At 49.9% G+C, this 20,921-nt stretch carries 20 protein-coding genes; 14 read left to right on the top strand and 6 right to left on the bottom strand.

Translation table 11 applies throughout. The features are described from left to right. Window positions 1-6 precede the first annotated feature (6 nt). The 11 genes from JTE88_RS06440 (at window position 7) to deoC (ending at window position 12,283) form a co-directional block, all read left to right on the top strand. A complete protein-coding gene (locus JTE88_RS06440) occupies window positions 7-876 on the top strand; it encodes an exodeoxyribonuclease III (protein WP_204423712.1) in 870 nt (289 codons plus the stop codon). Beyond that, window positions 876-2,165 carry a YihY/virulence factor BrkB family protein gene (locus tag JTE88_RS06435; RefSeq protein WP_204423710.1) on the top strand — a complete coding sequence of 430 codons (1,290 nt, stop codon included), beginning with the start codon at window positions 876-878 and terminating at the stop codon, window positions 2,163-2,165. The genes JTE88_RS06440 and JTE88_RS06435 overlap by 1 nt, the downstream gene beginning before the upstream one ends. 28 nt (window positions 2,166-2,193) lie before the next feature. Continuing rightward, the gene (locus JTE88_RS06430; RefSeq protein WP_239519502.1) at window positions 2,194-3,321 is read left to right on the top strand and encodes a mannose-1-phosphate guanylyltransferase; all 1,128 of its coding nucleotides are present in this window, start codon (window positions 2,194-2,196) and stop codon (window positions 3,319-3,321) included. A gap of 260 nt (window positions 3,322-3,581) precedes the next feature. Then, the gene (locus JTE88_RS06425) at window positions 3,582-4,670 is read left to right on the top strand and encodes a BMP family lipoprotein (RefSeq protein ID WP_420826929.1); all 1,089 of its coding nucleotides are present in this window, start codon (window positions 3,582-3,584) and stop codon (window positions 4,668-4,670) included. Between the two features lie 187 nt (window positions 4,671-4,857). After that, window positions 4,858-6,408, top strand: a complete 1,551-nt coding sequence (locus JTE88_RS06420; protein ID WP_204423709.1) for an ABC transporter ATP-binding protein — start codon at window positions 4,858-4,860, stop codon at window positions 6,406-6,408. Next, window positions 6,408-7,673 carry an ABC transporter permease gene (locus JTE88_RS06415; protein ID WP_204423707.1) on the top strand — a complete coding sequence of 422 codons (1,266 nt, stop codon included), beginning with the start codon at window positions 6,408-6,410 and terminating at the stop codon, window positions 7,671-7,673. Before JTE88_RS06420 ends, JTE88_RS06415 begins: the two co-directional genes overlap by 1 nt. Before the next feature lie 23 nt (window positions 7,674-7,696). Further along, a complete protein-coding gene (locus tag JTE88_RS06410; protein ID WP_239519589.1) occupies window positions 7,697-8,995 on the top strand; it encodes an ABC transporter permease in 1,299 nt (432 codons plus the stop codon). Window positions 8,996-9,063: 68 nt separating this feature from the next. Next, window positions 9,064-9,534 (top strand): cytidine deaminase, encoded by a 471-nt coding sequence (locus JTE88_RS06405; RefSeq protein WP_204423706.1) that lies wholly within the window; start codon window positions 9,064-9,066, stop codon window positions 9,532-9,534. Beyond that, entirely contained in the window at window positions 9,534-10,823 is a 1,290-nt protein-coding gene (locus tag JTE88_RS06400; RefSeq protein WP_204423704.1) for a thymidine phosphorylase, read from the top strand. The genes JTE88_RS06405 and JTE88_RS06400 overlap by 1 nt, the downstream gene beginning before the upstream one ends. Then, window positions 10,823-11,557, top strand: a complete 735-nt coding sequence (locus JTE88_RS06395; RefSeq protein WP_204423702.1) for a hypothetical protein — start codon at window positions 10,823-10,825, stop codon at window positions 11,555-11,557. The genes JTE88_RS06400 and JTE88_RS06395 overlap by 1 nt, the downstream gene beginning before the upstream one ends. 63 nt (window positions 11,558-11,620) lie before the next feature. Beyond that, window positions 11,621-12,283, top strand: coding sequence for a deoxyribose-phosphate aldolase (deoC, locus tag JTE88_RS06390; RefSeq protein WP_204423701.1), 663 nt, complete (start codon window positions 11,621-11,623; stop codon window positions 12,281-12,283). 227 nt (window positions 12,284-12,510) lie between these two features. Here deoC and JTE88_RS06385 read toward each other — a convergent pair whose 3' ends face one another. Both JTE88_RS06385 and JTE88_RS06380 read right to left on the bottom strand, forming a co-directional pair. Continuing rightward, window positions 12,511-14,199, bottom strand: coding sequence for a phospho-sugar mutase (locus JTE88_RS06385; protein WP_204423700.1), 1,689 nt, complete (start codon window positions 14,197-14,199; stop codon window positions 12,511-12,513). 38 nt (window positions 14,200-14,237) lie between these two features. Then, window positions 14,238-15,062: a purine-nucleoside phosphorylase gene (locus JTE88_RS06380; RefSeq protein ID WP_204423698.1), complete on the bottom strand. Its 825-nt coding sequence runs from the start codon at window positions 15,060-15,062 to the stop codon at window positions 14,238-14,240. Window positions 15,063-15,164: 102 nt separating this feature from the next. Between JTE88_RS06380 and JTE88_RS06375 the strand changes: the two genes are divergently transcribed. Both JTE88_RS06375 and JTE88_RS06370 read left to right on the top strand, forming a co-directional pair. Then, entirely contained in the window at window positions 15,165-15,884 is a 720-nt protein-coding gene (locus tag JTE88_RS06375) for an LOG family protein (protein ID WP_204423697.1), read from the top strand. A gap of 73 nt (window positions 15,885-15,957) precedes the next feature. Continuing rightward, entirely contained in the window at window positions 15,958-16,140 is a 183-nt protein-coding gene (locus JTE88_RS06370) for a DUF3117 domain-containing protein (protein ID WP_204423695.1), read from the top strand. A gap of 46 nt (window positions 16,141-16,186) precedes the next feature. Here JTE88_RS06370 and mobA read toward each other — a convergent pair whose 3' ends face one another. From mobA to JTE88_RS06350, 4 genes are read right to left on the bottom strand one after another with little or no spacing between them, the layout of a single operon-like run. Beyond that, the gene (mobA, locus tag JTE88_RS06365; RefSeq protein WP_204423694.1) at window positions 16,187-16,813 is read right to left on the bottom strand and encodes a molybdenum cofactor guanylyltransferase; all 627 of its coding nucleotides are present in this window, start codon (window positions 16,811-16,813) and stop codon (window positions 16,187-16,189) included. Between the two features lie 3 nt (window positions 16,814-16,816). Continuing rightward, a complete protein-coding gene (locus JTE88_RS06360) occupies window positions 16,817-17,089 on the bottom strand; it encodes a DUF6457 domain-containing protein (RefSeq protein ID WP_204423693.1) in 273 nt (90 codons plus the stop codon). Then, window positions 17,073-17,423: a twin-arginine translocase TatA/TatE family subunit gene (locus tag JTE88_RS06355; RefSeq protein WP_204423691.1), complete on the bottom strand. Its 351-nt coding sequence runs from the start codon at window positions 17,421-17,423 to the stop codon at window positions 17,073-17,075. Before JTE88_RS06355 ends, JTE88_RS06360 begins: the two co-directional genes overlap by 17 nt. Before the next feature lie 15 nt (window positions 17,424-17,438). After that, window positions 17,439-18,119, bottom strand: coding sequence for a TetR/AcrR family transcriptional regulator (locus tag JTE88_RS06350; protein ID WP_204423689.1), 681 nt, complete (start codon window positions 18,117-18,119; stop codon window positions 17,439-17,441). 245 nt (window positions 18,120-18,364) lie between these two features. Here JTE88_RS06350 and JTE88_RS06345 point away from each other — a divergent pair, with 245 nt between their 5' ends. Next, window positions 18,365-20,917, top strand: a complete 2,553-nt coding sequence (locus JTE88_RS06345) for a DMSO/selenate family reductase complex A subunit (protein WP_204423688.1) — start codon at window positions 18,365-18,367, stop codon at window positions 20,915-20,917. Window positions 20,918-20,921: the final 4 nt, after the last annotated feature.

Genomic DNA, 20,921 nt, shown 5'->3' with positions numbered 1-20,921 from the left:
GCACCCATGCTAGTAGCTACTTGTAACGTCAACGGAATTCGCGCCGCGGTGCGTAAAGGGATGCAAGATTGGATTGCGTCGGTGAGTCCCGATGTACTCCTGCTCCAAGAGGTGCGTGCACCCGAAGATCTTGTCCCAGATTTGGTGGGCGATCAATACCAGATCGTCCAGCAAGCTTGCGAGATTAAAGGCCGAGCAGGAGTTGCTATTGCAGTGAAGAATGGGTTGGATATCGGCCGCGTCAGTATCGGTTTAGGTGCGGATTTACCAGATTCAGATCCGGATGCTGATGCGAACACGGCATGGGAGCGCCCGGGTGAACCTCCGGTAGATACCGGCCGGTGGGTTGAGGTGGATATTCCGCAGTTACACACCACTTTTATTAGCGCATACTTGCATTCTGGTAACGCTAGTGATGAGCCGAAGATGGCTGCGAAGTATGCGCATTTGGATCGTGTTTCTACTCGGTTACAGCAGCTTCAGGTTGCTCGCCCGGTTGATATGCCGCATATCGTGATGGCGGGCGATTTCAATATTGTGCATACTGAGCGCGATATTACGAACTGGCGGTCGAACCACAATAAGACTTCTGGCGTCCTCGATCCGGAGATAGCATATCTCGATAAATGGATGGGGGAGTTGGGCTATGTTGATGTTCAGCGCTCGCTGATTGGCGACGAGCAGGCGGAATACACCTGGTGGTCTCAGCGCGGTAAGGCCTTCGATAATAATGTCGGTTGGCGTATCGACTACCAGTTAGCCTCGCCCGATTTAGCTATGCTTGCCCAGTCAGTGCGTATTGACCGTGCTACAAGCTATGATCAGCGGTGGTCAGACCATGCACCACTACTGGTTACGTACGATGTGGAGAACTAATGGGAGATGTAACAGTAGCGCCAAAGCCTACACTGATGGATCGGGTCAATGCGATCATTGAATGGGTGTTTCAGCTTCGCCCGGTTCGCGCATACGGCCGTTATGGCTGGGCGCGTGGATACTTACTTGCTGGAGGTATTGCCTACTCTGCTCTGTTCGCCATCGGTGGTGCGTTGACACTCGCGTTGACTGTTTTTTCTTATACTTTAGGCGGTAACGATGAGCTTCGGGATACCTTGTTCGAAACCGTGAATTCTTCGCTCCCAGGAATTTTGAAAACTGACGACAACCCGTCAGGAATTTTAGATCCCAATGCACTCATCATCGAAAACCCGATCAATATCACGTCGATTATTTCGATGATCGTCTTATTGTGGTCAGCGGCGTCATTGATGACTGCACTACGTATTGCGATTTTGGGAATGTTTGGCATCACCTACTTATCGCGTCCGTTTATTAAAGCGAAGCTACTTGATCTCTCCGGGTTCCTGATGATCGGCGTTGGTGGCCTAGCAACGGTCACGCTAGTAACTCTTTCTTCGCAATTTTCTGAAGTAATTCTCGACTGGTTGGGGATTCCCGGAGAGGTAGGATCATTCCTGATTAGTGTGGGCACCTTGCTGATTGCGTTGGTTGTTGACACGCTCATTTTCATGTTCCTGTTCAGCATTATGGCCGGCGCCCATCCACCGTTGAAGGATTTGGTTAAGGGAGCGCTTTTGGCGGGCGTGGCTTCATCAGTTTTGCGATTCTTAGGAACGACGGCGGTCTCATCTGTTTCTGGAAATCCGTTATTGGCACCGTTTGCCGCGATCGCTACGTTACTTATTTGGGTTAATCTTCTCGCTCAAGTAACGCTGGTGGCGGCTGCTTTTGTTGCTAATCCGCCAGCTCCAGGGCAGCCGACGAAATCACAGCTTGAACACGCTGACGAATATCCAAATTATGTCACTGAGACTGTTCAAGAAACCCTTGAATGGAATTTTGATCCGATGACTGGTGTAGTTGCGCCACATCCTGATCGTGACAACGAAACTGAGCTAGTTCCACCATGGTCAGGCATACGTGCTGCTTGGATGAAGAGCCGTATCTCCCGTGCTGAAACGAATCTTGATAAGGCGCGCCAACAACTCGATGAAGTACGCAAAGATTACGCGGATGCTGCGTGGGATGCGTATGAAAAGAAGACAGTTCCGACGACGTCGTCCCTACGTGCCCAGGCCGATCCACGAGTGACGGGGGAGAAGTTGGCTCGAGAGCTACAACAACAATCTGACAACGAAGCATAAGCTCTCGTATCGACAACCAGTTGAGGAAGTGACGATCACGTTGAATGAATTTCACGCAATTATTCCAGCAGGCGGAGCTGGAACTCGTCTATGGCCGATTTCTCGAGCAAGTTCGCCAAAGTTTTTAAAGGATCTCACTGGTGCAGGAGCGAGCCTCTTACAGCAGACGGTGTCACGTTTGGCTCCGCTCGCAGGGCAAAATATTATGGTAGTGACCGGCACTACCCACATTCCGAGCGTTGTTCGGCAGCTTCCACAACTTGGAGAAGAGCAGTTTATTGCAGAACCTTCTGCCCGGGATTCGATGGCGGCTATTGGTCTAGCGGCTGCTATTATCAACCAACGCTATGGTGATGTTGTGGTGGGCTCGTTCGCTGCGGATCACTTGATTTCTGATCCGCGAAAATTTGAAAAAGCAGTGTCAACCGCAATCGATGCGGCGAATGCTGGCTATGTGTCAACGATCGGTATTCAGCCACAGTCTCCGGCAACTGGGTTTGGTTACATTCAAGCTGACCATGAATTGAGTGCTGTTCCCGGATCTTATGCAGTCACTGAGTTTCTCGAGAAACCGGATATCCAAACTGCGCGGAGCTATGTCGCTAGCGGTAACTATTTCTGGAATGCCGGCATGTTTGTGGCTCGGGCGGATGTTTTGCTGACTGCTTTGGAGAAGTATGAGCCGAAACTACATGCGGGGATTATGTCGATAGCTACGGCATGGGATTCCGATGACCGCGAGCAGGTTTTGGATGCGCATTGGCCGGAACTGAAGAAGATAGCCATAGATCATGCGATCGCTGAACCGTTGGCTGACGACGGCGGAATAGCTGTTGTTCCAGCGGATATGGGATGGACTGATATCGGCGATTTTTCGGCGGTCAATGAGATTCTTCAGGATGCAAACTCGTCACCAAATGCACCTACTATTACGAAGCGTGTAGTAGAGGGCGGTACTCAGCAGTCAGTTCTGAGCGTCGAATCAACTAACTGCACGGTGTTCACTTACGATCGTCCGATTTCACTTGTGGGTGTAAATGATGTCGTCGTTGTTGATACCGGAGACGCGCTTCTTGTGACTTCAATTGCCCATGCTCAGAATGTCAAAGATGTTGTCGAGCAGGTGCGTGCAACGGGGCGGACTGATTTGGTTTAAGTTCACCGTTTTGGTATCTGAGACCTCGTGTTTCGCCTATTGAGAAAGCAGAATGTTAGATAGCTCATTATATGGATATTAAGTGGCTATTTTTTGACGGGAAACCGGTACTTTATCTCGGTTGAGTAACGAAACGTTGGAATATGCGTTGAGTGCGGCATATTGGGTGGCACTAGTTCCCAATCGCGCCTATTCTTAATAATTGAACGGTTTTGACATGTATCAATTGTCAAACTGGATAACTAGATCAGGAGAAACTAGTGAAGAAATTTAAGTCTTTCGTCGCAATCGCTGCGGCGTCCGCAATGGCTCTGTCAGCATGTTCTGGCACTGATGAGAAGAAGTCCTCGGACGCAATGTCATCCAAATCCAGCGATTTCAAGGCATGCCTTGTTTCCGATGCTGGTGGTTGGGACGACAAGTCCTTCAACGAGTCCGCATTTGACGGTCTGAAGGAAGCTGAGAAGGAATTTGGCGTTGCAGTCAACACCGCAGAGTCCAAGAGCGATTCCGATTTTGGTCCAAACACCCAGACGATGATCGATGATGGCTGCTCCCTGATTATTGGTGTCGGCTTCTTGCTTGCTCCAGGAATCAAGAAGGCAGCTGAAGAGAATACTGATCTCCACTTCGGTCTCGTCGATGCCGCCTTTGCCGATGACAAGGGTAACCCGGTTGAGTTGCCAAACGGTCGTGCGCTCCTCTTTAACACTCAAGAAGCCGCTTACCTTGCTGGTTACGTAGCCGCAGGTGCTACCAAGACCGGTACTGTTGCTACCTTCGGTGGTATCCAGATCCCATCCGTTACCATCTTCATGGACGGATTTGTTGATGGCGTTAAGGCCTACAACGAAGCAAAGGGAACAGATATCAAGGTTCTTGGCTGGGATAAGGAAACCCAGAACGGTTCCTTCACCAACTCGTTCGACGATCAGGCATTGGGCAAGTCCCAGGCGCAGCAGTTCATCGAGCAGGGTGCAGACATCATCATGCCAGTTGCTGGCCCAGTTGGTCTCGGTGCAGCCGCTGCCGCTAAGGAAGCTGGAAACGTCATGATTGTTGGTGTAGATAGTGACTGGTATGTCTCCTCACCAGACTACAAGGACATCGTTCTTACCTCTGTTATGAAGGGTATCGGCGAATCCGTTAAGGCGGCTATCAAGGAAGCAATGGGTGGCGATTTCACCTCAAAGCCATACGTTGGCACCATCGAGAACAAGGGCGTTTCGCTCGCTCCATTCCACGATTTCGATTCTAAGCTCTCTGATGAGCTGAAGACCGAAGTCAAGGACCTCGAAGCAAAGATTGCCTCTGGCGAACTCAAGGTCGAATCCCCAGCCGCAAACTGATTTCGTTAGCTCAACATAGCGAAAACTGAGTGTGGGGATCTTACGCATGCGTGCGTGAGATCCCCACACTTTTCTTTATGTAGAGAGAAAGTATGGTTTCAGCCACGTATATTGGCTAACAACGGGGTATGATTGTTCTACATAAATCTCAGGAAGATCCGGGACTGAGGAATGAAAGGGGTTCAGCGTGAAGCTGGAGCTAAGAGGCATAACAAAGAGGTTCGGGCCGCTTGTTGCTAATGATCATATTGACCTCGTCGTCGAAGAAGGGCATATTCATGCACTTCTCGGAGAAAACGGTGCGGGTAAATCAACACTAATGAACGTGCTGTATGGCCTGTATGATCCGGATGAGGGGGAAATTCTTCTCGACGGGAAAAAGGTATCATTTGCTGGTCCCGGTGATGCAGTAGCTGCTGGAATTGGAATGGTTCACCAGCATTTTATGCTCATTCCAGTTTTTACCGTAGCAGAGTCGGTAGCACTCGGATATGAGCCAACCGGTACCGTAGGTATCATTGATATTAAGAAAGCACGGCAAACGGTCATCGACGTCTCCAAGCGTTTCGGATTCGACCTTGATCCAGATGCTTATATTGAAGATCTACCTGTCGGTGCACAGCAGCGTGTTGAAATTGTTAAGGCACTGTCACGTGACGCGAAGATTTTGATTCTTGATGAGCCAACTGCAGTTCTCACTCCACAAGAAACTGATGAACTCATGGAGATCATGAAGCAACTTGCCGCTTCGGGTACATCTATTGTGTTCATTACTCACAAACTACGCGAAGTCCGTGCAGTTGCCGACGATATTACGGTCATTCGCCGTGGTGCAGTAGTTGGTACTGCTAATCCATCGTCGTCTGAAGCTGAACTGGCTACGAAGATGGTTGGACGTCCAGTCATGCTCCAGCTAGAAAAGAATCCGCCACAACTTGGCGAAGTTGGACTGGCTTTTAAAGATGTTACTGTTCTCAACGAAAGCGGCACAAAGGTCCTCGACCGCGTTTCGTTCGAGCTCCAGCGTGGCGAAGTCCTCGCTATCGCAGGTGTTCAAGGAAATGGACAAACCGAACTTGCGGAAGCCATCCTTGGCTTAGTCCAGCCAGATCATGGAACAATCACCCTCGATGGTCACGAACTCAACGGACAACAGGTACGCAAGAACATCGATGCTGGAATCGGTTTCATTCCAGAAGATCGCTCGAAAGATGGTGTCATTGCCGGATTCTCGATCGCGGAAAACCTTGTTCTTGACCAATACCTCAACAAGCCGTTCGCTAACGGACCAGCCATGCGCCCCGGTGCCGTGGCAAAGAATGCTGACGAGAAGGTAGCCGAATTCGATATTCGTATCACTCGAATCTCCGATCCGATCTCTACACTCTCTGGTGGAAACGCACAGAAGGTTGTTGTTGCTCGTGAATTGTCCCGCGATCTTCGGTTGCTGGTGGCCAGCCAGCCGACTCGTGGCGTGGACGTAGGCTCAATCGAGTTTATTCACAAGCGTATTGTAGAAGCCCGCGATGCTAGCACTCCGGTCCTTTTGGTTTCCTCGGAACTCGATGAAGTTGTTGCGCTCGCAGATCGCATTGCCGTGATGTATCGCGGCAAGATTGTAGGAATTGTCCCTGCCGATACGTCCCGCGATGTATTGGGCTTGATGATGGCCGGTGTGCCGCAAGACGAAGCATTTGCCCAAGCTGGCTATGCTACTCCAACGGAAGGGGTTAAGTAATGGCCGCAAAGAACAATAAGACCTCGATTGGCGCAAGCCAGTGGGCTAAAGCTATTATCCATTTAGCTCCACGATCAGGTTGGTTAGTGGGTATCATTGCGATTATTCTCGCCTTCCTTATTGGTGCCATTCTTATCGTCGTTACCGGAGCTTCGGTAACTGGTGCATACAGTGCAATGTTTAAGGGATCGATTTTTAATGCTGCAGCATTAAACCGCGGATTTTCATATGCAATACGTCCAGCGATGGATTCCCTCTTCTTCGCAACTCCGCTTATCTTGGCAGGCCTCGGTTTAGGATTCGGTTTCCGTGCAGGCTTATTCAATATCGGTGGCGCAGGTCAGATGATCTTTGGCGCGATTGCCGCTATTTGGGTATCGTTCAGCATAGACCTGCCATACGGTGTACACCTCATCGTCGCCCTCCTCGCTGCAGCGCTTGCCGGCGGTTTATACGCCGGTATTGCTGGATATTTAAAAGCAAAGACCGGCGCAAACGAAGTGATCGTAACAATCATGTTGAATTCGATCGCTGCTCTATTGCTCTCATACGTTCTATCGCTGGACTCGTGGCATTCACCAGGGCAAAACAACCCGGTGACACCAGTTGCTGCAGATACTGCTGCATTGCCTGCACTGTTGCCAGCGCCATTTAAGATTCATCTCGGATTTGTCTTGGCGCTCGTAGCTGTGTTTGTCTTCTGGTGGATCCTTGAACGCTCGACATTCGGCTTCGAAGTACGTGCAGTGGGGGCTAACTCACATGCGGCTCGTACAGCTGGAATGTCGATCGCGAAAGTAACTACCTTGACGATGGTGGCATCTGGTGTATTTCTGGGTTTCGCCGGTGCAAACGAAGCATTGGGAACCATGTACCAGGCAAATCAGGGCGTAACTTCCGGTGTCGCCGGCACTATCGGTTTCGATGCGATTACTGTTGCGTTGCTCGGCCGTAACCGACCACTCGGTATTTTCTTCTCTGGTCTGTTGTTCGGTGCGTTTAAGGCTGGCGGCTATGCGATGCAAGCCCAAGGTGTACCAGTCGATATGGTTCTCATTCTTGAATCAGTCATTGTGCTCTTCATCGCTGCGCCGGGCTTGATTCGTTGGATGTTCCATTTGCCTAAGCCGGATGGAAAGAGCTTGCGAGAATACGCTGCCAGGTTGTCTAGTTCGAACAACAAGAAAATGACGGGAACACGTGAAAAATCCGCTGACGAGGCAGTTGCCGCAGATGTGCAACCAACAACTGGAAAGGGGGAGTAGTCATGAGCACCACTCGTCAAATAATGAACACGATCACCTCAACATCCCCTAACTCACAGGGAGCAGTCATGGGAAAGCTGTCATGGAAGATGCCAGTAACCTACGGCTTGGCCACGGTTTTAGCTCTGTTCTTTGCTCTTAACGCTAGCGGTGATGCACGAATCCGACTCAATGATCGCGCCTCATCTATTGAAATTCCAGATTTCACAGTCCCATCAGTGGCGACCTTGTGGATTTTCTTTGCAGTGATCTTGCTTGCCACTATCTGGTCTGTCATTTCTACTATGGGACGCGGTAAGTACGCGCAACTCGGCCGAATCCTCGATAAGACTGCCGTCATTGTTGTTGCAATCTTGACGGTCTTCGGCTTCCTCGTTTTCGCGGGAGGTGGTTCGGCCGGTGCTATCACCTTAACCTCCACACTCGGTATTACCGTAGCAATCTCGACACCACTCATTTTTGGTGCATTGTCCGGTGTGGTCAGCGAGCACGTCGGTGTGGTCAATATTGCGATTGAAGGCCAGCTACTAGTCGGCGCGTTTTTCGGTGTTATGGCAGCATCATTCTTCAAGACCCCATACATGGGTTTGATTGCCGCGCCGATTGCCGGCGCATTGGTGGGATCTCTCCTTGCGTTATTCGCTGTCAAGTACGGAGTCGATCAAATTATTGTTGGTGTTGTACTCAATGTTTTGTGCCTAGGTTTGACCACGTTCTTCTATGGAACAGTCATGTCAGATAACGCCGAGTCATTCAACACCAATCAATACTCGCTTGCAACAATACGTATTCCTGGACTTGCTGATCTTCCAGTGATTGGGCCGATGCTCTTCGACCAAACAATCTTGGTATACATCATGTATATTGCGGTAGTACTATTGACGATCTTCCTCTACCGTTCCCGCTGGGGTTTGCGTATGCGTGCTTGTGGTGAACATCCGCGTGCTGCAGATACTGTTGGCATTAACGTCAACCGTACTCGTATTCGCAACACAATCTTCGGTTCTGCCATTGCAGGTCTCGGTGGTGCATTCTTCACTATTGGTCAGGGACTCGCATTTACCGATAATATGTCCGCCGGCAATGGCTATATTGCCTTGGCCGCAATGATCCTCGGTAAGTGGCATCCGCTAGGTGCTTTCGGAGCAGCTGGAATGTTTGGTTTTGCTAAGGCAGTAGCGTTGCTGATGCCTAATCTCCATGGCGGAATCCCGTCCCAGCTTGTGAACATGATTCCGTACATCATCACGATCATTGCAGTGGCTGGCTTTGTCGGCAAGTCTCGACCGCCAGCTGCAGAAAACATTCCGTACATCAAGTAAACAATTTGTGGATCGGTGGGCCGGCTATGCCGGCCCACCCGCATTAAAAATAAAAGAAGGGAATAGTTATGGTTGACATAAACTGGAATGAACTCCGCGAACTAGCTATTGATGCTATGAAAACCGCATATGCTCCATATTCGGGATATCCAGTAGGCGCTGCAGCACTGGTCGATGACGGCCGCCTAGTGTCTGGGTGTAATGTTGAAAACGCTTCTACAGGTTTAGGAACATGTGCTGAAAACGGACTTGTTTCTATACTTCACCGAACTGGCGGAGGACGCCTTGTTGCATTCTACTGTGTTAACGGTAACAGTGAGGTGATCGTTCCGTGTGGTCGATGCCGCCAACTTCTATTTGAACATGGCGGCCCAAACCTATTGTTGACAATGCCAACAGGAATTATGACGATGAAAGAAGTCCTTCCGCAAGGATTCGGCCCAGCAGATCTTGCCCGCGTTGAGACGAGCCAGATCACAATCGAAACTCCCTATGCACTCCGGGATACTGATCAAGAAACACAGAAGAAGGAAAAGTAATGGCAGAAAAATTCGATGTAGTTGATGTTATCCGGAACAAGCGCGACAACCTCAAGCTCACTCAAGCTGAAATTAATTGGACAATTGACGCTTATACCCGTGGCATTATCGGCGACGAACAAATGGCTGCACTTGCTATGGCAATTTTCCTCAACGGCATGGATAGAGAAGAAATTTCGCAGTGGACCAACGCCATGATTGCCTCTGGTGAGCGGATGGATTTCTCAAAACTTGGACGGGTAACCGCAGATAAGCACTCAACCGGTGGCGTAGGCGATAAAATCACGCTTCCACTTGCTCCTCTCGTAGCAGTGTATGGTGTTGCTGTTCCACAACTTTCGGGCCGCGGACTCGGACATACCGGCGGAACCCTCGATAAACTCGAAGCAATTCCAGGGTGGCGAGCAGCGCTTTCGAATGATGAAATCATGCAGCAACTCGGTCTCGAAGGTCCAGGAGCTGTCATTTGTGCCGCGGGTTCGGGACTCGCTCCAGCTGACAAAAAACTCTACGCACTTCGTGATGTGACCTCAACAGTCGATTGCATCCCACTAATAGCTTCCTCGATTATGTCGAAGAAGATCGCAGAAGGCACAGATTCGCTGGTTTTGGATGTCAAAGTCGGATCGGGCGCATTCATGAAAGATCTTACGAAGGCTCGAGAACTTGCTCGGACAATGGTTGATCTCGGAACAGATGCCGGAGTCAAAACCACCGCATTGCTGACCGATATGTCAACGCCACTTGGAATGAAGATCGGAAACGGACTTGAAGTTGAGGAATCAGTTGAGGTTCTTGCTGGTGGTGGTCCATCCGACGTCGTCGAACTTACTCTCGCATTGGCACGTGAAATGCTCACCGCTGCCGGACAACCTGAAGCCGACGTCGAAAAGGCCCTCAAAGATGGTCGCGCAATGGATGTTTGGCGCAAGATGATTGAAGCCCAAGGTGGAGATCCAGATGCGTCAATGCCAGCCTCGAAGTTCACCCACGACGTTATCGCCGAGTCTGATGGCGTGTTATCCACGCTCGACGCACTATCTGTTGGCGTTGCCTCTTGGCGGCTGGGAGCTGGTCGTGCATTTAAGGAAGAACCAGTACAGGCAGCGGCCGGTATTGAACTCTTTGCCAAGCCCGGCGATGAAGTAAAGAAGGGACAAAAGCTGATGACCTTGCATACCGACGACGAATCTCGTATCGAGCGTGCACTTGATTCGCTCGTTGGTGGCATCGAGATTGGTGGCGAATTCAAGGCATCACAGTCCGTTGTTTTGGACCGGATTTCTTAATGCCTTTCAATCTCGCATCACTTGCCGCTGTCTCAACGTCGATTGAGACAGCGGTGAGCTTCCCATACGCTGAACTATCCTCCAATGATCGTCACGTGCTCGAGGAGTATGCGGAACAGGGAACTGGAAGCGGGGACTTTCGTCAATCCACTCCCTACACGTGTGGAGCGATGGTTGCGTTAGCGATCTCGCGCGTGCGCACTGGGCAAGATCCGATTGAGCTGGTGACTTTGACGGACGATGCCGAGCATACTCGCCGTGAAGAATACGAGATTTTTGGACGGATGCATAATCAGAGCCGGTGGCCACACATGTGGGGAACGCTACCCGGAATGTTAGCCGCAGAATTGTCGACGCACGACGTGTCTTACCGCAGCTTTGCGCTAGACGATCGCACTGAGGACGCATGGAATGCATTCCAGTGGGCTTTCCATGCGGCATGTGCTGGTTACGCTTCCGCACTGTTTACCGGCGGAACACCAAGACACAACCGAAATCTTCGGAGTATCCGGCTGGTAGTAGGAGGCCTCGTCCCGCGCCACGTTGTTGGAGTTCTGCCCGGCGAAAACTATACGCCGAATGGATTACCTCAGCTCAACATTTACGATCCCGCATCCGGCAAGATATTCAGAGTTCCGCTCTATAGTCTGATGGAACGCACCAAGGGGTTCGCGCCATTCGGGCACTGGGCACGAGCGGTCTGGGCAGTTCTTCCCGAAAAGAAAATGTCGTAAAGCGATAGAATAGAAACGAAACATAAGCAGGGCAGTAGTACTTGCTTGAGAAAAGGAGACATCATGGCAACACCGCAAGAAGTTGCAGGAATTGTAGACCACACCTTATTGAAACCGGAGGCAACAATCGACGATGTGAAGGCGTTGATTGAAGATGCAAAGAAGCTCGGCACGTACTCAGTATGTGTATCGCCGTCAATGCTTCCGCTCCCCGAAGACATCGAACTTGGCGATATCAAGCTTGCTGTTGTGTGTGGCTTCCCGTCAGGTGCTGTCGCATCAGAGATTAAGGCTGCAGAAGCTGCTCGTGCAGTAGCCGCTGGCGCACAAGAAGTGGATATGGTCATTAACCTTGGACTAGCCAAGGAAGGTGCGTGGGAAGAGCTCGAATACGATATTGCTGTTGTGCGCGATGCAATCCCATACGCTGTGCTCAAGGTTATTATCGAATCTGCTGCGCTCACCGATGACGAAATCGCCAAGGCGTGTGAGGCATCGATGAATGCTGGCGCTGATTTCGTCAAGACTTCCACTGGTTTCCACCCGGCAGGTGGCGCATCAGTTCACGCTGTTGAAGTGATGAAAGCAACTGTCGGTGATGAGTTGGAGATCAAGGCGTCGGGCGGCATTCATGACGGCGCTTTTGCGTTGGAGCTCATGAAGGCGGGCGCTACTCGCTTAGGTCTATCTGGTACTCAGAAGGTTATTGATTCCCTTCCTGCATGAAATTCTAGGTAGGGTTTCGTAAATAAAAGTACGAGGTCCTGATTGCTATCGTTGTGGTAGCGGTTAGGACCTCTCTTTAACTTTTCAATACTGACAGGTAAGCTCGCCGGTAGCATGTGTCCGATCGGTTTACCGCAATAGATCTCTGGTTTTGCTAATAAGAATCCGCCGGCACACTGTTTTTCAGCGCCGCCGGCGGATCCGTGGCAGATTAAAAATCTGCGACTTTAGTCAAGCGAAAGTGCTTGTCCCATATCAGCCTTGAATTGTTCTAGTCGTTTGCTGGCATGCTGGCGTGCATCGTCAATGTTCATCCCCTCAAGTGGAACGACAACCTCCAGGTAGCACTTGACCTTAGGCTCGGTACCAGAAGGACGTACGATTGCGCGGTCACCTGCCGTAGTGCGCAGGATCATGGCGTTCGTTGGCGGGAGATCGGAAGTGCCGATCGAAAGATCGACGACGGAGGATACTTCTGACCCGATGAGTACTGTCGGTGGATTGTTGCGAACTTTATCCATGGTTGCGGGGATAATTGACAGGTCATCGACGCGGATTGTTACTGGCGCTGTAGCGTAGAGTGCCCCGACGTTGACAGCAATACGGTTGAGCTCATCACGTAGATTCTTACCCTCAGCCTTCAAACGAGCTGCGGTTTGAGCGATGAGTAGGCCAGCTGATAAGCCGTCTTTGTCTTTGACGCTTTGCGGATCTACACAGAAGCCGATGGCTTCTTCATATCCGAAGCTGATGTTATGGGCTCGCGAAATCCATTTGAAACCAGTGAGGGTTGCTTCGTAGTCTTGGCCGTGTACACGTGCGATTTGTTCGAGTAACTGGGAAGAAACAATGGAGTTTGCTAGAGTTGCAAGCTCACCTGATGCTTCTAGGCGGCTCGCAACTTGCTCGCCGAGGATTGATCCGATTTCATCGCCAGAAAGTTGTGTCCATACCCCGTTGATAGGAATTGCGGCAGAAGCACGATCAGCATCTGGATCTGAAGCAATAACTATATCGGCATTTGTATGCTTCGCATGTGCGATTGCTAGATCGAGTGCGCCGGCTTCTTCTGGATTCGGGAACGCGACAGTTGGGAAATCTGGATCAGGCGTGTTTTGTTCTGGGACCTCAACGACGTTGGTAAAGCCAGCACCGGAAAGTACGCGACGCATCGTTTCAGCTCCCACACCGTGCATTGCGGTGTAGACGATTTTCAGATCGCGTGGAGTAGTTGCGGGAATAGTTTTTATTGCTGTTTCTACATAAGTATCGATAACATCTTCCGAGATGATGTCCCAGCCAGATTCTGCAAGTGAGATTTCATCCGCGAGTGGTGCTTGAGCAATCTTTTCAGCAATTTGGGAATCGGTTGGTGGGACAATCTGTGCCCCACGGCCAGCTTCATCAGTTGCCCGGCTACCGGTGTAAACTTTATAGCCGTTGTCTTTTGCGGGATTGTGCGAAGCTGTAACCATAACACCGGCATCTGCGCCAAAGTAGCGTACTGAAAACGCGAGAACAGGTGTGGGGAGTGCACGCGGCATAATCTTGGCACGTAGCCCGGCCGCAGTGACGATAGCTGCGGTGTCTGCCGCGAAATCTGCTGAGTTATAACGTGCATCGTAGCCAATGACAACGAGTGCATCAGGACCAACTTTTTCTTTCAACCATGCGGTCAGGCCGTAGGCTGCACGACGTACGACAGCGCGGTTCATACGGTTCGGACCACCAGCCATCTCACCGCGCAGTCCAGCAGTGCCGAATTCTAAGGTACCTGAGAATCGGTCGGTGAGTTCAGCTTGAGACAAGGTGTCTCCAGCTTCTGCTTTTTCAAGAAGATCTGAAACTTCTTGAGCAGTTTTTTTATCTGGATCGTGTTCGATCCACTGCGCTACTTCGTCAACTTTGTATGACATAATATTCCTTTTTATAAGTTCGGTATGAGTAATATGGATTACAACGCGGAAGCAGACAAACGTTCAATGATGTCTGCTAGGAGACGCGAGATACGGGGGCCAGCCGCTACGCCAGCTTCGAGTACCTCTTTGTGGTCGAGCTTATCTGGACCAAAACCAGCCGCGTGGTTGGTTACTAAGGAGATTCCCAGAACCTCAACTCCAGCTTCCGCTGCTGCGATTGTTTCTAACGCAGTAGACATTCCTACGAGATCGCCGCCCATAATACGCGCCATCTTCACTTCAGCAGGAGTTTCATAGTGTGGACCGGGGAATTGGGTATAAACACCTTCAGGGAGTTCCGGATCAATCTCATGAGCGATTGTGCGTAGGCGACTGGAATAGGCATCGGATAGATCGACGAAATGTGCGCCTTCGATAGGTGAGGTAGCGGTAAGGTTGAGATGATCTTTGATCAGCACAGCTGTTCCCGGACCCCATTCTGGAACGGTTGAACCACAGCCATTGGTGAGAATACAGATCTTTGCTCCAGCAGCTGCCGCAGTGCGAACACCATGAGCTACTGCACGCACACCTTTTCCTTCATAAAAGTGCGTGCGTGCGCCCAATACGAGCGCGTGATGTCCTGATTTTAGTTTGATGGAAGTAATTTTCCCGCCGTGACCAACGACGGCGGAGGCGTGGAACCCGGGGATTTCTGCGGCATCGATTTCGGCAACAACCTCGCCAATAAGCTCCGCGGCGCCGCCCCAACCAGAACCAAGCGTTAGTGCGATATCGTGTTGTGCCACACCGGTGCGTTCAGCGATAACACGTGCGGCTTCGGTGGCAAGTTCCTGAGGTGAAAATTCAGTAGTATTCATAAGTAAATACTACCAAAACACCACTCGCATAGGGTGGTTGAATGCCGTAGCCTGTGGATATTTGCCTTAATAATGACAGGTTAACAATTAAAGGAGCTCTTCATGCGACCATCTGACCGGGAAGCTGATGCACAATTTCTTGCACCAGTCCAAGATCTGTCATTTTTACATTCTGACCCTTGGCGAATCATGCGAATCCAAGGCGAACTTGTCGAAGGCTTTAGCGTTATGGCTCCGATTGGTCCGGCTATCGCATTATTCGGGTCAGCTCGCACCACACCTGATAGCCCATATTATGCGCTCGCGGAAGAGGTGGGGCATAAGCTTGCCGAACAAAATTTTGCTGTGATTACTGGTGGTGGTCCCGGCATCATGGAAGCTGGTAACAAAGGAGCAGCCCATGCCGGTGGTGCGTCAGTTGGATTAGGGATCGAGCTACCGTTTGAAAAAACAATCAATGACTATGTCAATGTTCCAGTGACGTTCGACTACTTTTTTGCCCGAAAAGTTGTATGCGTGAAGTATTCTATGGGGTTCGTAGTATTCCCTGGTGGATTCGGCACTCTTGATGAGCTTTTCGAGGCATTGACCTTGGTTCAAACAGGCAAAGTTAAAGATTTCCCAATCGTTTTGGTTGGGCGTGACTATTGGGCCGGCTTGGTGGACTGGATGTGTCAAAAGCTACTCGGTGAGGGGATGGTTTCTGAGGGTTACGATGACTTGTTCACCGTCGTCGATACTGCAGAAGAAACAGTCGAAGCGATTTCGCGCGGTATTGAGAAAGTCGCTAAAGAGATGACAGCAGACCAAACGAAAAACTAGTTTTTCGACTCAAAGCTCGAAAATAGATTAGAATTGAGTTATTAGCCAAAGTTGGCTTATGAGAGGAGGGTTCATGGCTGCGATGAAACCCCGCACTGGTGATGGCCCGCTTGAAACAGAGCGATCAATCCACGGAACCGTGTTACGTATCCCGCTAGAAGGTGGGGGACGCATGGTTTTAGAGCTACGTGATGAAGAGTTGGAAACGTTGTTCGACGTCGTCCAACAAGCCGTTGCTGAGCGTGAAGCTCGGTAGTGTTTTCGCGTAGCTATATCACTCATAACGTTCTGTTGGCGTCAACTTAGTTAAGGTGACGCCGACTTGTTATCGCGTGTTGTGCGACTAAGGTTTGAACACGTTTGATGTCAGCGTGGTGGTCAATATCTGCGGAAAAATTAGCTAAGTCGTCCACCGTTGCTAAATCTATGTCCGCAAAAGCTACCCTCGCTGACATCCCGTGTGGGTTAGATGGTAAACAGGACACCAATGCCGAATACTGATAAATACCAACGAGATAGTTCTTCTTCCCTTCCCAGGAAGCGATAGCTCCCTGGTGGCCCCTGGCGGCATTGAACAGCGCTGGAAGTAGTAGTGGAGCAAGCGGGGCATCCGCTGAGAATATGGCCACAAAATCATAATTTGGTGGGGGGTCGTTGTCTGGTTTAGTCACTCTGTCCAACGCAGCTAAACCCGCAGAAATACCTGCAACTGGTCCTCCATACGGTGGGTCTTCTAGCGTTTGAATGATCTTTGCGGGTATTCGTCTATCAGGTGGAGAAACAAGAACACAGGGGATATTGCCGGTAAATTGTTCTAGACATGCAATTGCATGTGTTAGGAGAGATCTATCACCGATTTGCAAATGGGGTTTTGCCTGTCCGTGTAGGCGTTTAGCTCGTCCGCCGCCGAGAAAAATGGTTCCTCTCATAACTCACTCAGAAAAAGAAAAATTCGCCGCCAGATCTTCGAGCTTTGATGCAAGTTTTGCTGGATCCTCGTTTGACTGAGCAGATGCATATCCAAGCAAGAAAGCTGTCAGTGGAGCTCCTGGTCGGGATGGTCCATGTGCAATTGTGGAAATGAGTTCAAGGAGTGGTTTTTGGTAGGTTGCAATGAGAGTCGGCTCGAGGCCCAGCAGGGAGTTAACTTCATTGAGCCATGCGTCCATCTTCTTCATTGCGAGCGGGTCATCTTTGCGAGTCATCTGAACTCTCTTTCGTAGATATTGTGTTGATGTCAGCGATACGGGATTCTTTAAGCCATAGTTGCATTTCTTCAGCTACAGCTTCACGGATCATTGAACGTGGGTCCAACTGGGAAGGTGTAAGTCCAGAGATAGAGGTTGCGATATCTGAAGAGCTTGATTCTTGCATCGATCTTAGCTCAGCTGAGTACTGCCGCATTTGTCCGGACCATTCACGCAGTTTCAGAATTCCTTGTTGGAGCCAGATTATTGCGTGCGCAGCGCGTGAAGGACCAAGAACAACCACACCCACGATAAGCACGACGATGAATTCGGCACTATTGATTCCGAACATGTGATTGTTCCTTTCTTACTTGGCCTCTGTGGAAGACGATAGCATAGAGTGCAGGGTGCGTGTCCTGCGCAAGTAAATGCGGCCGTCTTCGCTGAGTTTGGCAAGTTGCCAGGGTGGAACGAGGCTCATGAAGGTATTCATTGCTCGCTCTGGTGACGTTTGCATGTCCGTTTCCAACCAAGAAGTGATGATGACGATGGTGTTATGGACCTGTTGTTCGGTTGCCATAGTCAACCATAGGGGCGTTGGTGGCTCTTCGTTGTGCGCCGCGAATCCTAAAACGTATTCTTGAATGACCGTACGGAAGTATGTGGTGAGATATCCAAGAGCGATTGATTCCGGTTTATCGATGAATATGTGTTTATAGATCGAACGGTGATTGTGGACGTGTATAAGTAAGTCAATGTAAATGTCGCGCCAGCGCAGCAGGTAGGTATTTGTAGAGTCGTGAACTAAAGAAGAGATGCGAGAAAAGCGTGGCGATAATTCCTCTATGAGAACATTTGCGAGAAGTTCTGCTGGCGTGGAAGCGTGTGAATAGAATGTGCCGCGTGAAATGCCGGCTACTTTTGTTAGCTCTGCGATCGAGATGTCGTCGGGGCGGTGATGCTTTGATAGTTCAAGGATTGCGTTGCGCAGAAGTTCGCTTGAGCGTATATAGCGCGGGTCTGTCCTATTTGTCGACGTCGATGACACTTTCATCCTCGCTTCAGCAAAAAATTTGTCGAAAGAAATTATATGCAATTTCTGACGAAAGAATACCGTCAATAGTAATATTTTCAAGATTTTTGACAGGAGTTTAGTGAGATTTTAGTTGCGTAAATACCTCACGATACTATTAGGGACTTTCTTCCTATTGAACAAGTGTGCATTAGTCATACTATCTCAATGAATGGAAGAGAATTTTACTTTTGGTACTTGTCATTAATAGGGGGGTTCTCATGGTAGAAACAACCGAGAATCGCGAAGGGGCTCTCGATATTTCGCGGCGTTCTTTCTTGAAATGGTCCGGTGTTGCGGCAGGTAGTGCCACATTGGTCGGCGCTGGCGGTTCGGCATTTTTTAGTGATTCGGCTAAGGCTGCTGAACAGAACTCGTCAGAGATGATTTGGTCTGCTTGTACGGTAAACTGTGGCTCACGCTGCCCAGTGCGACTAGAGGTAAAAGACGGAACTGTTATTCGTGTTTTACCAGACGATACCGGGAGTGATGAACTTGGCGGTCAATCAGTACGTGCATGTGTGCGTGGGCGATCAATTCGGCATCGTATCTATAATCCGGATCGCTTGAAAAAGCCATTGAAGCGCAAACCCGGAACAAAGCGGGGCGAAGGTCAATGGGTGGAAATCTCATGGGAGCAAGCTCTCGATGAGATCGCAGACAAAATGAAGGAAATCAAGGCCAAATATGGTAACGAAGCCTTCTACGTCAATTACGGTACCGGTACCCTGGGAGCAGTCGTTTCTACCTCATGGCCACCGGATAAGACAGCTTTTGCTCGCTTGTTGAATTGCTGGGGAGGGTATCTAGACCACTACTCCGATTATTCCACTACGGAAATCACATCTGCTTATCCGTACTTTTACGGAAGCTGGTTTGGTTCAAATTCTCTTGACGACGCAGAAAATGCCAAGTTGCAGGTCATGTTTGGCAACAACCCACTTGAAACCCGCATGTCCGGGGGAGGGTTGACTTTCGTCTCTCAGCAGACGAAGAAGAAGTCTAGTGTACGCACAATTGTGATTGACCCAAGGTATTCGGAGACTGCATTAGACCTCGCAGATCAATGGGTGGCACTGCGACCAGGTACGGATGCGGCACTTATTGCAGGAATGATTTGGGTCATGTTAGAAGAGGATCTACATGACCAAGCATTCCTCGACCAGTACTGTGTTGGCTTCGATGAAGAGCATATGCCGGAGGGTGCACCTGCTAACGCTTCGTATCGAGCATATCTTGAAGGTAAGAAAGACGGTGTAGAAAAGACGCCGGAGTGGGCGGCAGATATTACGGGTGTGCCAGCTGATGTTATCCGTCGTCTTGCGCGTGAAATTGCAGGCGCTAAACCTTGTGCTATCACCCAAGGATGGGGACCTCAGCGTCATGCCAACGGTGAGAATACTGCTCGAGCTATCTTCTTATTAGCGTGTGTTACTGGAAACATCGGTATTTCGGGTGGCGGTAATGGAGCACGTGAATCTTCTCCGGGGCTACCTATCCCGAAATTACTCACATCAAGTAAGCCGAACCCGTCAATGAAGATCATCCCGGTGTTCGGCTGGCTAGATGCAATTGACCACGGCGAAAAAATGGATACGTTTAATTCTGGTGTTATGGAAAAACCGGAAGAAGGCGTTCGTGATTTTAAGGTTCCGGTTGATGAAAATGGTCAACCCACGAACACGAAACTTGATGTTCCGATCAAGATGGTTTGGCAATACGGTGGAAATTCGATCGTGAACCAAACTGGTGACAATAACCAGTCGATTGCCATCCTTGAAGATGAGTCTAAGTGCGAATTGATCGTTAATTGCGATATTCAGATGACTGTTTCATGTCGATACTCTGACTACCTCCTGCCGGGAACATCAGCTGCTGAAGAGTTTGATCTGCATCCTGGCGAGAATGCTAGTCCGATGGCGTACGGCATTCTCTCTTCTCAAGCAATCCAACCGCTCTATGAGTGCAAAGACGTTTACACAATCTGTTCTGAACTTGCAGAACGTCTTGGTGTGAAAGAGTCTTTCACAGAAGGAAAAGATCGTGAAGGGTGGCTTCGTGAGGCTGTGGGAATCGCGCGAGAAAAGGATGAAGACCTTCCCACCTATGAAGAGTGGAAAGAGATGGGACTCTTTAGAAAGCGAAAGGGCGCTATAGTTTCCATGAAAGATTTCCGTGAGGATCCGGAAAACAACCCACTCGAGACACCATCAGGAAAGATCGAAATATACTCTCAGCGACTTGAACAGATGGCACAAAAGTGGACATTTGATGAGTTCCGGGATGCAAGAGAAGGAGATCGACTCTCTCCATTGCCTGAGTATGTAGCGACCTGGGAAGGTGCTCTAGAAGTGCGTGAAAGTGAATTCCCTATTCAGCTGATTGGGCATCACTTCAAAGCACGTACGCATTCAACGTATGGAAATGTTGATTGGCTGCGCGAAGCCCATATCCAGACTATCTGGATCAATCCTATTGATGCGGCAGCTCGTGGTATTGAAAATGGTGATCAAGTTTTCGCCTTTAATGATCGTGGGACAGTGAAAATCGAAGCGAAAGTCACCGATCGCATCGCTCCGGGTGTTGCTTCTTTACCTCAAGGTGCTTGGTTTACACCGGTTCCAACATCCGAAGTTGAACCACCAAAAGAAGCTAACCAAGACCACCCAGTAGATATTGGTGGAAATACGAACACATTGTCGGCATTGCATCCGTCACCGTTAGCGCGCGGCAACGCCGTCCACACTATCGCGGTAGAAATTAAGAAGGCTTAGGAGG

This window comes from Arcanobacterium phocisimile, from assembly GCF_016904675.1.
Classification (GTDB): domain Bacteria; phylum Actinomycetota; class Actinomycetes; order Actinomycetales; family Actinomycetaceae; genus Arcanobacterium; species Arcanobacterium phocisimile.
The sequence above is the reverse complement of the archived record's forward strand: the minus strand, read 5'-3'. Positions and strand labels throughout refer to the sequence as shown.

Excerpts from the sequence above, each read along its gene's own strand:
- JTE88_RS06435 (WP_204423710.1), top strand. The coding sequence starts at position 876 with ATGGGAGATGTAACAGTAGCGCCAAAGCCTACACTGATGGATCGGGTC.
- JTE88_RS06385 (WP_204423700.1), bottom strand. The coding sequence starts at position 14,199 with ATGTCATACAAAGTTGACGAAGTAGCGCAGTGGATCGAACACGATCCA.
- deoC (WP_204423701.1), top strand. The coding sequence starts at position 11,621 with ATGGCAACACCGCAAGAAGTTGCAGGAATTGTAGACCACACCTTATTG.
- JTE88_RS06395 (WP_204423702.1), top strand. The coding sequence starts at position 10,823 with ATGCCTTTCAATCTCGCATCACTTGCCGCTGTCTCAACGTCGATTGAG.
- JTE88_RS06360 (WP_204423693.1), bottom strand. The coding sequence starts at position 17,089 with ATGACTCGCAAAGATGACCCGCTCGCAATGAAGAAGATGGACGCATGG.
- JTE88_RS06400 (WP_204423704.1), top strand. The coding sequence starts at position 9,534 with ATGGCAGAAAAATTCGATGTAGTTGATGTTATCCGGAACAAGCGCGAC.
- JTE88_RS06355 (WP_204423691.1), bottom strand. The coding sequence starts at position 17,423 with ATGTTCGGAATCAATAGTGCCGAATTCATCGTCGTGCTTATCGTGGGT.
- JTE88_RS06410 (WP_239519589.1), top strand. The coding sequence starts at position 7,697 with ATGAACACGATCACCTCAACATCCCCTAACTCACAGGGAGCAGTCATG.
- JTE88_RS06370 (WP_204423695.1), top strand. The coding sequence starts at position 15,958 with ATGGCTGCGATGAAACCCCGCACTGGTGATGGCCCGCTTGAAACAGAG.
- JTE88_RS06415 (WP_204423707.1), top strand. The coding sequence starts at position 6,408 with ATGGCCGCAAAGAACAATAAGACCTCGATTGGCGCAAGCCAGTGGGCT.
- JTE88_RS06345 (WP_204423688.1), top strand. The coding sequence starts at position 18,365 with ATGGTAGAAACAACCGAGAATCGCGAAGGGGCTCTCGATATTTCGCGG.
- JTE88_RS06375 (WP_204423697.1), top strand. The coding sequence starts at position 15,165 with ATGCGACCATCTGACCGGGAAGCTGATGCACAATTTCTTGCACCAGTC.
- mobA (WP_204423694.1), bottom strand. The coding sequence starts at position 16,813 with ATGAGAGGAACCATTTTTCTCGGCGGCGGACGAGCTAAACGCCTACAC.
- JTE88_RS06440 (WP_204423712.1), top strand. The coding sequence starts at position 7 with ATGCTAGTAGCTACTTGTAACGTCAACGGAATTCGCGCCGCGGTGCGT.
- JTE88_RS06405 (WP_204423706.1), top strand. The coding sequence starts at position 9,064 with ATGGTTGACATAAACTGGAATGAACTCCGCGAACTAGCTATTGATGCT.
- JTE88_RS06380 (WP_204423698.1), bottom strand. The coding sequence starts at position 15,062 with ATGAATACTACTGAATTTTCACCTCAGGAACTTGCCACCGAAGCCGCA.